The organism is Chryseobacterium sp. 2P (assembly GCF_059579425.1).
Map to the genome: position 1 here is coordinate 3,866,113 of NZ_CM184194.1, position 13,531 is coordinate 3,879,643.

The 13,531-nt window shown below is 35.5% G+C and carries 12 protein-coding genes; 4 read left to right on the forward strand and 8 right to left on the reverse strand.

What is annotated here, in order from left to right; genetic code table 11:
• Positions 1 to 18: 18 nt before the first annotated feature.
• Positions 19 to 3,735: a metallophosphoesterase gene (locus AC52CF_RS17535; RefSeq protein WP_496517502.1), complete on the forward strand. Its 3,717-nt coding sequence runs from the start codon at positions 19 to 21 to the stop codon at positions 3,733 to 3,735.
• A gap of 48 nt (positions 3,736 to 3,783) precedes the next feature.
• Here AC52CF_RS17535 and AC52CF_RS17540 read toward each other — a convergent pair whose 3' ends face one another.
• The 4 genes from AC52CF_RS17540 to AC52CF_RS17555 form a co-directional block, all read right to left on the reverse strand.
• Positions 3,784 to 4,650, reverse strand: a complete 867-nt coding sequence (locus AC52CF_RS17540) for an NHL repeat-containing protein (RefSeq protein ID WP_214588561.1) — start codon at positions 4,648 to 4,650, stop codon at positions 3,784 to 3,786.
• A gap of 2 nt (positions 4,651 to 4,652) precedes the next feature.
• On the reverse strand, positions 4,653 to 5,732 hold the full coding sequence (locus AC52CF_RS17545; RefSeq protein WP_496517503.1) for an FUSC family protein: 1,080 nt from the start codon (positions 5,730 to 5,732) through the stop codon (positions 4,653 to 4,655).
• The gene (gene mazG, locus AC52CF_RS17550) at positions 5,733 to 6,500 is read right to left on the reverse strand and encodes a nucleoside triphosphate pyrophosphohydrolase (protein WP_214588559.1); all 768 of its coding nucleotides are present in this window, start codon (positions 6,498 to 6,500) and stop codon (positions 5,733 to 5,735) included.
• Between the two features lie 480 nt (positions 6,501 to 6,980).
• The gene (locus AC52CF_RS17555; RefSeq protein WP_496517504.1) at positions 6,981 to 7,514 is read right to left on the reverse strand and encodes a hypothetical protein; all 534 of its coding nucleotides are present in this window, start codon (positions 7,512 to 7,514) and stop codon (positions 6,981 to 6,983) included.
• Between the two features lie 936 nt (positions 7,515 to 8,450).
• Here AC52CF_RS17555 and AC52CF_RS17560 point away from each other — a divergent pair.
• On the forward strand, positions 8,451 to 8,798 hold the full coding sequence (locus AC52CF_RS17560) for a helix-turn-helix domain-containing protein (RefSeq protein ID WP_496517505.1): 348 nt from the start codon (positions 8,451 to 8,453) through the stop codon (positions 8,796 to 8,798).
• A gap of 141 nt (positions 8,799 to 8,939) precedes the next feature.
• Entirely contained in the window at positions 8,940 to 9,875 is a 936-nt protein-coding gene (locus tag AC52CF_RS17565) for a hypothetical protein (RefSeq protein WP_496517506.1), read from the forward strand.
• 287 nt (positions 9,876 to 10,162) lie between these two features.
• On the opposite strand, the gene AC52CF_RS17570 is transcribed toward AC52CF_RS17565, so the two are convergent.
• The 4 genes from AC52CF_RS17570 to ruvX form a co-directional block, all read right to left on the reverse strand.
• Positions 10,163 to 10,747 (reverse strand): SHOCT domain-containing protein, encoded by a 585-nt coding sequence (locus tag AC52CF_RS17570; protein ID WP_496517507.1) that lies wholly within the window; start codon positions 10,745 to 10,747, stop codon positions 10,163 to 10,165.
• Between the two features lie 251 nt (positions 10,748 to 10,998).
• Positions 10,999 to 11,559 (reverse strand): DUF5606 family protein, encoded by a 561-nt coding sequence (locus AC52CF_RS17575; RefSeq protein ID WP_076393145.1) that lies wholly within the window; start codon positions 11,557 to 11,559, stop codon positions 10,999 to 11,001.
• 77 nt (positions 11,560 to 11,636) lie between these two features.
• A complete protein-coding gene (def, locus tag AC52CF_RS17580; protein WP_271246320.1) occupies positions 11,637 to 12,209 on the reverse strand; it encodes a peptide deformylase in 573 nt (190 codons plus the stop codon).
• On the reverse strand, positions 12,206 to 12,622 hold the full coding sequence (ruvX, locus tag AC52CF_RS17585) for a Holliday junction resolvase RuvX (protein ID WP_496517508.1): 417 nt from the start codon (positions 12,620 to 12,622) through the stop codon (positions 12,206 to 12,208). Before ruvX ends, def begins: the two co-directional genes overlap by 4 nt.
• Positions 12,623 to 12,736: 114 nt before the next feature.
• Here ruvX and AC52CF_RS17590 point away from each other — a divergent pair, with 114 nt between their 5' ends.
• Entirely contained in the window at positions 12,737 to 13,213 is a 477-nt protein-coding gene (locus AC52CF_RS17590) for a SixA phosphatase family protein (RefSeq protein WP_214588554.1), read from the forward strand.
• The last annotated feature ends 318 nt before the right edge of the window (positions 13,214 to 13,531 follow it).

Below are 13,531 nucleotides of genomic sequence, written 5' to 3' on the forward strand. Positions count from 1 at the left end.
TTTTATTAATGTAAATTTATGAATTTATCCTTTAAAACTCATCTAAAAAATACTTCTGTTATTATCAGAGTAGCATTGTCTGCCGGAGTTCTCTATTCCTGCGCAACATATAACGTAAAAAAGGGTAAAAACTTATCTGAAATTAAAAATTCTGATATAAAATCTGACAGCGATTTTAAAATATTCCTCATCGGAGATGCCGGAAATGCAGATGAAGCACAGGCACAGAATACTCTGAATCTGCTGAAAAGCCAGCTGGAAAAAGCTGACAGCAATTCAATGCTGATCTTTTTGGGCGATAATATCTATCCGTCGGGAATGCCGAAAAAATCTGATAAGGATTATGCTCTGGCAAAACAAAAACTGGAAGATCAGTTATCCATTGCCAAAAACTTTAAAGGAAAAACTCTGGTGATTCCGGGCAATCATGACTGGTATAACGGACTGGATGGTCTAAAAGCACAGGAAGAACTGGTAAAAGATTATTTAAACGATAAAAAAGGATTTTTACCAAAAAATGCGTGTCCCATTGATGACATCAGCCTGACAAAAGACATCAAACTGATTGTTATAGACACAGAATGGGCTTTGGTAAACTGGGACAAATATCCGGGAATCAATAAAAACTGTGATGTTAAAACGCGGGAAGACCTTTTCACGGAGTTTAAAGATTTAATTAATAAAAATCAGGACAAAAGAATTATCGTTGCGCTTCACCACCCGATTATCAGCACCGGAACTCATGCAGGATACACTTCTGTGAAATCCAATCTTTTCCCTCTGAATAGTAAAATCCCGTTACCCGGACTTGCAAGTGTTATTAATATCGTAAGAAGTTCATCGGGTGCAAATCCGGAAGATATCAACAACCAGCATTACGCAGATTTAGCCGACAGATTAAAAAGTATTGTTCAGGAAAAGGAAAATATTATTTTTGTTTCCGGACACGATCATAATCTTCAGTACCACGAATTCAGAAACATAAGACAGATTATAAGCGGTGCCGGTTCTAAGGTAGATCCTGCAACCATTGGCGAAAAAACAGATTTTTCTTACGGAGGAAGCGGTTTTGCTGTTTTAAATATCAGAAAAGATAAAAGCTCGGATGTAGAATATTTTTCAACAAAAAATAATTCGCCGGAACTGCTTTCCCATATTAAGGTGATCGATAAGCCGAAAGAATTCGTTAACAGTTATCCGGATTCTTTCCCTCCGACAGTTATTTCTACCATTTATCCTGAAAAGTTAACGCAAAAAGGAAAGTTTTATACATGGCTTTGGGGAGAACATTACCGAAAATATTACGGAATGCTTATTGAAGCTCCAACCGCCAATCTTTCTACGCTGGACGGAGGTTATATTCCTTTCAGAGAAGGCGGCGGAAACCAGTCTAACAGTTTAAGGCTGAAAACGCAGGACGGACAGGAATTTGTGATGAGAGGTGTTAAAAAAAGTGCAATCCGTTTTCTGAATAATATGGCTTTCAAGAAAAGCACCTTCGGAAACGAGCTGGATAATACATTTCCTGAAAAGTTCCTTTTGGATTTCTATACCGCCAATCATCCGTTTACTCCATTTGCTGTCGGAAATCTGGCAGATAAAATTCATCTTTACCACAGCAATCCGAGATTGTTATATATTCCCAGACAAAAAGCTCTGGGACATTACAATCTGAATTATGGTAATGAATTGTACATGATCGAAGAGCGTTTTTCATCTGATCCGAAAACTCTGGCATCGCTTGATGATGCAAAAGATATTCTTTCTACAGATGATGTACTGAAAAATTTAAACAAAAATTACAAATATTCTGTAGATAAAGAAACGTATATCAGGGCAAGAATTTTTGATATGCTGATCGGAGACTGGGACAGACACTCCGACCAATGGAAATGGGCAGAATATAAAGATGGAGATAAGGTAATCTACAAACCGATTGCAAGAGACAGAGATCAGGCTTTCAGTAAATATGACGGGGCTGCTTTTAAGATCATCATGAATATTCCGGCAATACGCCATATGAAAACATTTAAAGATGATATTAAAAATGTAAAATGGCTTGCTATGGAACCCTATCCTCTGGATCTGATTTTCTTAAAAAGCTCTACTAACGAAGACTGGATTGCTCAGGCAAAATACATTCAGGAACATTTATCGGATAAAGATATTGATGAAGCCTTCACCAATCTCCCGAAAGAAGTTCAGGATGAAACCATTGCAGACATTCAAAGAAAGTTAAAATCAAGAAAAACAAAACTTGAAACTTATGCTTCACAATATTACGATGTGCTGCAGGAGAAAGTTCCTTTAACGGGAACGGTAAACCCGGACAAATTTGTGATTACAAAAACGGCAAATACCGTTAATGTAAAACAATATAAACTTGATAAAAACCAAGAAAATCCGGAACTGGTTTTCGAAAAAACATATGATGATTCCAAAACAAAGGAACTCTGGATCTACGGACTTGAAGATGACGACATATACGAAGTTTCCGGAGACGGAAAACCCAAAATGAACATCCGGCTGATAGGAGGCTACAATCATGATACGTACAATGTTGCCAATGGAAGCAAAGTAAAGATTTACGATTTTAAATCGCAGAAAAACACCTACAATACAAAAGGAGCAACAAAAAATATTTCCGACGATTACGATATTAATACCTATAACTACAAACATCCGAAATATAATTTTTTTGCGGGATATCCAAATGCAGATTACACTCCGGATGACGGAGCAATTCTCGGTGTATTACTGAATTATACCGTAAATAATTTTATCCGTTCTCCGTTTACCCAAACGCACAGCCTGAAAATTAATTATTACACAGCTACAGGCGGCTTTAATGCATATTATAAAGGGATTTTCAAAAAAGCAATCGGAAGCTGGGATTTTAATCTTGATGCAGGATTTACAACACCGCGCTTCGCAGAAAATTTCTTCGGATTGTCTAATGAAAGTATTTATGATAAAAAAGAAGATGACAGAAGATTCAACAGGGCAAAGATCTCTAAAATAAATTTTGCTCCTTCTGTTTCCCAAAAAAGCTGGAATAATATTTTCAACCAGTTTCAGCTGACTTTTGAAAATAATAAAGTACAGCGGAACGGAGACCGTTTTGTAGATCTTTCGCCGGATGTAAGACCCGAAGTTTTCGATAATCAGCAGTTTGCGGGAGGAAATTATACATTTAGTTATAAAAATCAGGATAACAACGCGTTTCCTACTTTGGGAATGGAATTTAAAGTAAATGCCGACTGGAAAGCAGACCTTGCCGATACGAAGCGGAACTTTTTAATCTTAAAAGGTACCCTCTCCATCAATCACAGGTTAGACAACCGCGGCAATTTCGTACTTGCCAATTCCAGCAACGGAATGTGGATTAACAATAATAATTTTGATTTTTATCAGGCTGCAGCAATCGGTGGAAACAACGGAATGAGAGCTTTCCGAAACGACCGATTTTCAGGAAAATCCTATTTCACCAATAATTCGGAGATCCGATGGGATTTTGGCAGGGTAAGAAACAATATTGTTCCTGCCAATATGGGGCTTTTACTGGGCTATGATGTCGGAAGAGTATGGAACGATCATGAAGATTCAAAAAAATGGCATCAGTCTGTAGGAGGAGGACTATGGCTGAGCATTGTAGAAATGTTCTCCGCGAGACTGAATTATTTCTACGGAAGCGACGGAGGAAGAGTTTCAGGAGGCGTGGGAATGACTTTTTAAAATTATAAAATAAAAATCCGCAGAAAGTTTCTGCGGATTTTGTTTTATTTAAAGAGGAAATTTATAAATGTTCCCTCCTTCTTTTCCATCCTTTTCATCGGCAATTAAAACTGTTCTATCGTCAAGATATAGAATAGCTTCTTTTTGAGAATTGTGGTTCAAGGGATGTTTCTGCAATATATAGGTTTCAAAATTTTTATCAAAAAAGGAGGAAAGTACATAAACATTTTTATGAGTGAGCAATGCTACTTGATTTTTGCTGTTGATAGCAGCAGAAGTAATTGCCGCATCGCTGTATCCTCCGGAAAGTTTCAGTTTTCCGATCAGTTTTGCTTCAAAATCTCCTGCTTTGTTAGGAACCTGAAAAACTAAAAAAGTACCATCGAAACCTTTGCTTCTGTTCTTGGTGAAAAGGTAAAAATTTCCATTCATCTCTACAAAAGCCTCACAATCATACAGCCAGTTGGATTTTTTTGGCGGAAATTCCGTCTGTCCTTCGTAATGAAATGTTGTGGTCTGGATTACTTTTGTGGATTTTTGTGAGGCATCTTTTAAATCAACTTTTAAAATGGATAAATTCTGCCTGTCGTTATCATTATTACCAAAATCGCCAATGTAGATATTTCCGGCGGCATCCTTCGTAATATCTTCCCAGTCGTGGTTTTCTGCGTTTTCTACCAAAACGTCACTCGTGAAATTTCCTTTTCTGTCCAGTCCGTAAATGACGTTTTTATTTCCTTGATCTTCAATTGCCCAGATGGTATTGTTATCCTGAGACAAAGTAATACCGGAAACTTCCTTTAGTTTTTTAGGCAAAGGAAATTCCACTTTCAGATCATCGGTTTTGGGAGCTTCCTGAGCTTTGGGATTACAGCTCAGCAATAAAAATGACGATAAAACGACGATGCGCAACATATTTATTTTTTTAATTTTTTAAACTGAAAATAAGAGAACCTTATATTTTTCTCTAATTTATTAATAATCTGCTGATGATGGAGGAAAAATCCTGCCGCCAAACCAATAAGACTTCCGATAATGGTATCCAATAATCTTGCCTTCATTAAAATTTCCACATCATGATGAATTTCACTTGCTGTTTCCGCCAGAAGAATCGTTAAAGGCGTGATGAAAACCACTGCAAAACCGTAGTTTCTTACAATTAACAATTCAATAATAAACTGTAAAACGGTGATGATAACAATCATGACGATCTTTTCGGGATTAAAAAGCAGAATCACCCATGCCAAGCCAATTCCGATGAAAGTTCCCAGAATTCTGTGCATATTTCTCTGTCGCACGTGCTCAAAATTCCTTCCCTGCATAATGGCGACTGCCGCAATGGAAATCCAGTAAGTATTTTTAAATTCAAGCAAATAACCAATGATTAAAGTAAGCGCCATAAAAAACCCGATGATGGTGCTTTCCACAAATTTTGTATATCTTCTTTTGTTGAAACTTCTTCTCGGTACGGTTACCACTTCGCTTTTTTCAATAAAAACGGAGTACAGAAAAGCGAAGGAACAGGAAAGGATTGCTCCCATTGCAACCAGTCCTACTCTTGTGGGGATCATTTCCAGATCAAACTTATAGGTACTCGCCATTGCTGCGACCATGATAAAGAAAAAATTTCCCGGCGGCGGAATTTTAAAATACGAAGAAATAAAATGCGCCAGAAAAGAAATAACGGCAACCGACAGCGCGGCAAAATAAATATTAAACCCGAAAAAAGAACTTACCGTAAAAGAGAAAACAATTCCGAAAGCACAGATCGCGAGATGAATCATTCTCTGTGTAATCGGCGCCGAAGTAAAATATAAAATCGTTAAAGCACCTAAACTCGAAAGCGCGCCGTAATTCGGTTTTCCTAAAAAATATCCGATGAAAAGACAGCTTCCGATGCACAGCGCGGCAAGAAAAGGAAAATGCCATTTCCTTTCCGTCTGCTTAAACTCCAGGAGATACTGAAATCTGTTCTGCGTCGGGTTCTGTACCTTCATTTACTGTAAACGTTTAGCTTTTTCCCACAAAACATCCATTTCTTCCAGAGACAGATCGGCAAGATTCAGCTCCTGTTCCACAGCTAAAGCTTCCATTTTCTGAAACCTTGAAATGAATTTAAGATTAGTTCTTTCAAGCGCAGAATCGGGATTGATTCCTGAAATTCTGGCATAATTGATTAATGAGAAAAATACATCGCCCAATTCCTGCTCTTTTTTATCCAGATCTGTTTCCGCATGAAACTCCTGAATTTCTTCATCCACTTTTTTCCACGCATCTTCCGCATCATGAAATTCGAAACCGATTCCTTTTACCTTATCCTGAATTCTGTAGGCTTTTACCAGACTCGGCAGACTTTTCGGAACACCGCCCAGAATAGATTTGTTGCCTTCTTTCAGTTTCAGTTTTTCCCAGTTCTGTTTTACTTCCTCTTCATCTTTCACTTCCGTGTCTCCGTAAATATGAGGATGGCGGAAAATTAATTTTTCGTTCAAAGAATTAATGACATCTGCAATATCGAAACTTCCTTTCTCAGAGCCTATTTTGGCGTAAAAAACCAGATGAAGCAGCACATCTCCCAACTCTTTTTTTATTTCCTGCAGATCATTCTGCAAAATGGCATCCGAAAGTTCGTAGGTTTCTTCCAGCGTTAAATGGCGGAGCGATTCCAACGTCTGTTTCTGATCCCACGGACATTTTTCGCGCAGATCGTCCATAATGTCTAATAATCTTCCGAAAGCTTCCAGTTTTTCCTGTTTGGTATTCATAATCGAGAATTCAAGTCTTACAAATTTACGGGAAATCTTTGTGAAAGTTCTTCTGTCCTGGAATAAATGAGGATTGTCGTTGGCTTCGGCTCCGCTCAGCCAAGGCTATTGCTCGTTCCTTTGTGATTCTTGGTTTTATTCTACAGACCATTGCAGTTGGCTGAGCGGAGTCGAAGCCAACTGTTTTGCTCATCCCATTTTAATTTTCGGTTTTATTCTACTGACCACCATAGTTGGCTGAGCGGAGCCGAAGCCAACGGTTTTGCTCATCCCATTATGATTCTTCGTTTTATTTTACAGACCATTGCAGTTGGCTGAGCGGAGCCGAAGCCAACGGTTTTACTCGTTCCATTTTGATTCTTCGTTTTATTCTACAGACCATCATAGTTGGCTGAGCGGAGCCGAAGCCAACATTACAATTCATTACATTTTGCGGTTGGCTTCGGCTCCGCTCAGCCAACCGATTACGCTTAGCCAACCTTATCCCTTCATCTTTTTTTGGCAATTTTCCACAATCAGCGGGGCGGCTTCCAGTAATTTTATGAGCTGGAAGTAGGGAATAATGATCTTCTTTTCCGTGTCACAACTGAAATTTCCCAACGAGAAATAAGCTGTTGCCGACAGAAAATCATCAAAATCCTGCAAAGTGCAGACTTTAAAAGCGTTCTGAAATACGCGCAGCGGATTCCGTTGTTCTTTCTCTGAAAGGCTTATTGGTGTTTTGGGAAAACTGACTTCCGTTGAGTTTTTAAACTTCCCTTTTCTAGCTTTTCTCGCGATGTGATGAGAGACGAGAGTGAATGACCGTAACGATTGATACAAATAAAAAATTTCGGCGGGTTCTTTTGTGATTCGGGTGTTTTTCTGTACTGAAGATTGTACCATTTCATTGAGGGTTTCTTTCGTTGCAGCAAGATCATTGAACTGGAAAAAGGTTTCCAGTAAATTTATGGCGGTATGTTTTCTCGTTCCGGACCAAAATTTGGCTTCGAAATCTGTTTTTTTCTTTTTCATGAGTCTGTTTTTGGGTTATCGTTTTTTATGAATTTCAACAGATTGGTTTTTAATAGGTTGGATTTTCTCAAAGGCGCGAAGTTGTTTTAAAATAGTATGCTTTAAGGCGCAAGGATTTTATCTGCGATAAAATTTATCATCAACATTATAAAAGAAAATCTTTGATTTTCTCCTTGCGTCTTGAAAGAATAGGACTTTTATCAAACCTTGCGCCTTAGCGTTTTTCCAATATTTATATAGATTCTTATTCTTAAATTTAAACATCATCCTTTATTGAAAATCTTTGATTTTCTTGCGCCTTAAAAGATTTGATATGAATAAAAAAACTTTGCGCCTTAGCGTTTTTCAACAAGAATATTCTTATTTATAAAAAGCTTAAACAAGCTCTTTAAAAATTTCTGAAATCCGTTTGTTTTGATGGCAAAACTTTGCCGAATGGAACAACAGCGCTTCCCGATCTGTGGCAGAGAAACCTTTTGCATTTTTTAAATTCCTTTCGGGATGAAAATAATTTGGAAAATTAAAAGAAAGCCAGTACTTTTAAGGGTGATTTTTAACGTACTTCGGCTTTCCTTTAGGCGTAAAGGAATTTCGAAGGGTAAAGGTTTTTGGGTAAAACTGTACTCCGGCTTCCTGCGTTTGCGGGCAGTCTCGGTGTAGCGCTGTTGTTGGTTTTGCAGCAGAACTCCGTTTATTCGGGAGGTGCTGAAAACAGCAGGGTTGAGATTTTCTTTTTCATCATCTGTGTATTTTGAAAATTTGTACCTGAAACCTATCCAAAGACCGCATTTTTACCGACGAAAAAGTGCTGTACTTTTTGTTGTCGGCTCGGAATGCGTCTTTTCAATAGGTCTTTCGAGGCTTTTGCTAATTCGCTGATACAAATATAGTAATAAATTTTTAATACACCAATATATAGGTGTAATATTTTTTAATATGGACAAAACTTTCGTGTTTGAAACAACTCAATTTGACTATGATCTTATCAATCACATTAAAAAGCTGAGAATTGAAAAAGGATTATCTCAAGAGAAATTAAGCCTAAAAATGGGCTTAGCGAGAAGTTTTGTTGGTAATGTTGAAAATATAAAAGAAAATCATAAATATTCCACTCGCCATATTGCATTACTGGCAAAAGCATTCGGCTACAAAAATATTTCTGAACTCATGGACTTCCCCACTCCACAACACGACCGAATTAAAGTAACCGTGAAGCAGGTTTACAACGAAAGCGGAACAAAGGTGATGGAAAGTGAAGTGGTGGGAATTGAGGGGATTGAATAGAAAAACTCCTGAAAGTTGTTAATAGTAAATTTAGTAAACATTATAACTTATTATTTAAATTCTTAAAGTCTATTGCTTTATATGGTTAACTGAAAACAAATTCTAGTGTAGAAATAATTTTTTATATTAGTAGAAAAACTAATGACTTTACTATTATTCACAATTACTTTAGCTATCGTAGCAGCATTATCATCGTTTTTAGATATTGAAAAGAAATCTAAAAACTATAAAATTAAAAATATTTTGATAGGAATATTTCTAATTGGAACAATAATATCATCTATTTTTCAATTTAAAGCTTCAGAGGATGACAAAATAGAATCAAAGAAAAAAGATAGTGCATTTGTAAAATCCCAAAAAGATTTAATTAATTTACAAATTAAAAATAAAAAGGAGTCTGATTCTCTTGACAATATTATTATTTCCTTAAATAATAAACTTGATAGCAAAACAGAAGATTTGTTAAATTATAGTAATAAAACTTTAAAATCTCAAAGCGAATACATTAAATATTCAAATGGATCTGATCTTCCAGAGCTTGGTTTTGTTTTTCGTAGCAATAATCAATTCTCTATATTTTTCAAAAATCCTTCAAATTACCCAATTTACAACGGAAAAGCAATAATAAAAGATTTTGATTTGATTTTAGAAAGATGTCCATTTCAAATAAAAGAAAACAAAATTATCTTTTTTAAAAATTGCTATGATCCATATATTTCCGAATATAATATTGGTACTATATCTCCTAATAAAGAAAATTTTATTGATCAAAAATATTTTTTTAGAGATACACATCACTATATCGTAGAGTTTAAAACAATCCAAAAGACTTATTTATTTTATTTTATAGTAAATTATCGTGCAAATTATTTCAATACTGTTTATCGAGTTTATGAATTAAAAAATAATGGCAGAAAGGATTTCATTAAGGAATATTACGCGACTACGACGCTTGATAATTATTTAATTAATAAGCCATATTCTACAAAAGAATTTAAGTTTGGTCCTAAATTTAGCGACAAATATTGGGAAGATAAATTCCACATTAGCTTAATTCAAGAAACTACTAATTGGTAATATCAGCAAACCAACAAAAAAGCCTCATCATTTCTGACGAGGTTTTTATATTTCGAATTCAACTGAGTGAATTATTCTTCTTTTGAGCAATAAGACATAGAAATGAAGAAAAAAAATCAATAATATTAACTTTTCCATTATTAAAAGATTAATCTTTTTTGAGACTTAATTATATTTTAAAATGTTTAGAGATTGTAAGTCAAAATTTAAAATTAATAGAATTGAAAAGTGAGTTCATTTTAATCAGTTGTGTACGATAAATTTTATCTTTCATAAAAATTCAAAACTTAATTACCCTCTAGCAATTTTTTCTTTTGAATATCATACTCCTCTTTTGTAAGAATACCATCATCAAGAAGTTTCTTTAATTTGATAATTTCATCAGCAATACTAATATTTTGCTTAAGTTCAATAACTGCTGCCTTTGGTTTTGGTCTAAATTCTTCCGGGACAATAATTTCACCAGAAATAATTGCATTATCTACATCTATTTCGTATCGACCTGAACCAAATGTTATTAAGGGTTCAAAAGTTTGTCCGATTTTTTCATTTCCGCGAACAACAATTTTAACAACTTTACCTTTATGACCTGCCATATTTCTAGGCAAGGAAAACTGAGATTTATTATAACTATTACTGTTAGTCATCGTCATTATTGTTCCAAAGCCAGTTGAATTTCTGCGAATAAATTTGAAATCACCATCTGGAGTTGATCCTGTTCCTAAATTTATATCCTGTCCAACTGTAATTTTAAAACCACTCCTTGTAATTAAAGTATCTCCTACCAATCTAGTTTGCGTAGCCTCTTTTTCCTGCGAAAATGCATTCGAAAAAATTAATATAATCGATAATGTGCTTAAAAATTTTTTCATTTTGATTAACTTAATTAAAATATATTTGCTTTAAATTGTTATAAAAATTTAATAATTTCCAAATATAATAAACCATAAAGTAGTTTCCATCCGGATTTCCGTAAAGACAAATGTAATTATGCAGAATATTATTTTCATCAGTATTTTCCCTGAATTTTAACATTCATAAACTTCGCATTTAAAAATTTAGACAACAAAAAAACCTCATCATTTCTGACGAGGTTTTTATATTTTAAATTCAACTCAATGAATTATCCTTGTTTTCTGTGGGTGCTTTTAGGAGCAGATTTTGCGGCAGAAGTTGCTTTCACTTTTGGAGCGGCTGGTTTTTCTGCTTTTGGCGCTTTTTTAGGCGCTTCTTTTTCTACGTTTACTTCTTCCGTTGCAGCTTCACCTTCCAATGTTTCAGGCTCTGCTTTTACGAAGCTTTCCGGCGTAATGTATCCTGCTTTCTGAAGGATGTTGTACCACTGCGCTAGTTTTTTGATGTCTGAAGCGTAAACTCTTTCGGTATCGTAGTTCGGAAGAGAAGCCGTCATGAATTCTTTCAGTTCAGCATCTGTTGCTTTATGGTGGATCGCTTCTTTGTAATCGTAGTTTTTAGCAATATTTTCAAAAACTTCGAACAACGGAACTTCTTTATCAAAGGTAAACATCGCGATGTTATCCAACAAACTTACCTGACTGGAGTTTCCAATGCTTACTTTTTTCTTCGTGGTAACGTCTTCAATAATAAATCCGTTTCTTAATTGTGAAACTAATTTGAAAAGTCCTGGTTTTCCTGAAATTGAAATTATTTTTTCTAACAGCATAATTTTATTTTTTGTAAATTCTGCAATCGGCATTCCGCCTTTTGCTATTTAATATTTTTTTTATTTTAATTCAAACTTTATTTTGGAAATCTCATCTTGTAACTGATGCTTACATCACCCTGAGTAATTTTAGACAGTTTCCCTTTTACAAGCTTCTTCTTCAAGGCGCTTAAATGGTCTGTAAACAAAATTCCTTCTATGTGATCGTACTCATGCTGAATTACGCGGGCTCTAATATCGGAAAAAGTTTCTGTATGTTTTACAAAATTTTCGTCATAATATTCGATCACGATGGTTCCTTTTCTTTTTACATCTTCTCTTACATCCGGAATAGAAAGACATCCCTCGTTGAATTTCCACTCTTCTCCGGATTCTTCAAGAATTCTGGCATTAATGAATACTTTCTTGAATTCTGCCAGTTCATCCTTAATATCTTCATAATCTTCATCTTCTGCCAAAGGACTTACGTCGATCACAAAAAGACGGATATCCAGTCCGATCTGTGGAGCAGCCAAACCAATTCCGTTGGCGCTGTACATGGTTTCGAACATGTTGCCTATCAATTCCTGTAGCTCGGGATAATCTTTATCTATATCCTTCCCTACTTTTCTTAAAACTGGGTCACCAAAGGCTCTTATCGGTAAAATCATCTTGTTCTTTGTTCTAAAAAATTCTGCAATATGATGGTTGCGCTTACTTTATCTATTAATCCTTTTTCCTGTCTTTTCTTTTTATTCTTTCCGCTTTGGGAGATAAAAAACGAAGCCATTTTGGAGGTAAATCTCTCGTCGAAGCGGTGTACTTTTATCATCGGAAATTCTTTCTGAAAAACTTCGATGAATTTTAAAATATCTGTTTCCACTTCGGATACATTCCCTTTTAAATCTGTCGGAAGACCGATAACCACTTCATCCACCCGATTTTCATCGAAATATTTCGTCAGAAAATCAATAATTAATGAAGTCTGCACCGTCTCCAGACCGCTCGCAATAATCTGCATATCATCCGTTGCAGCGATGCCGCAACGAGCTTTTCCGTAGTCTATTGCAAGGATTTGTCCCATAGGTTTGCAAATTTAGTAAATTTTAATGATTTTATTCCAAACACAGTTTTTTTTATAAATCAATGTTTTAATCCGCTAATTTTTTTATAATTTTAGTTATTCAAAAACAAAATTATGAAGAAACTCATCCTCGTAAGACATGCGAAAAGCGACTGGCCGGAAGAAACGGAAGACTTTGACAGACCATTGGCAGACAAGGGTTTAGAAGAAGCAATGCATATGTCCCGATTCATGAAAAACAATAACGTAGCGATCGATTACTTTGTATCGAGTCCCGCAGTACGCGCACTGAATACGTGCAAAATTTTCAATCAGGCTTACCAGATCAGCATTAATACGAATGAGAAACTTTATAATCCTTCCGAAAGCAATTTCGAATCCGTAATCTACGATCTGGACGACAGCCACGAATCGGTTGCCTTTTTCTCTCACAACAACGGAATTTCCAATTTTGCGAATTCCATTTCCGAAGATATTTTCCATTTTCCAACCTGCGGCGTTGCCGGTTTCGAGATCGACTGTAATTCATGGTCGGAATTCGACGGAGCCAAAAAGAAACTGCTGTTTTTCTATTCTCCCGGAAAAATTTAATTAATAGTCTGTAAAAATTCCCTCCTTTGGAGGGGTGGCGAAAATTCGAAAGAATTTTTGACGGGGTGGTTTTAGAATGTAGATAAGTGAATTTGTGAATGGCGAATTTAACCACAAAAGTCGCAAAAGATTTTAACGCATCTATAGAATATGTAAAGTTCTCAAAAGAATAAAAATCAAAGATTTTTAAAAACTAATGTGTTCTAAAATATTCGCAAAGCTTGATTAATCTAATGTGACTTATGTGTTAAAAACTTTTTGAACCTTTATAAAAAAGCCTAAATAAACTTAATCAATAATTTTGGCTAAAGCCTTTTT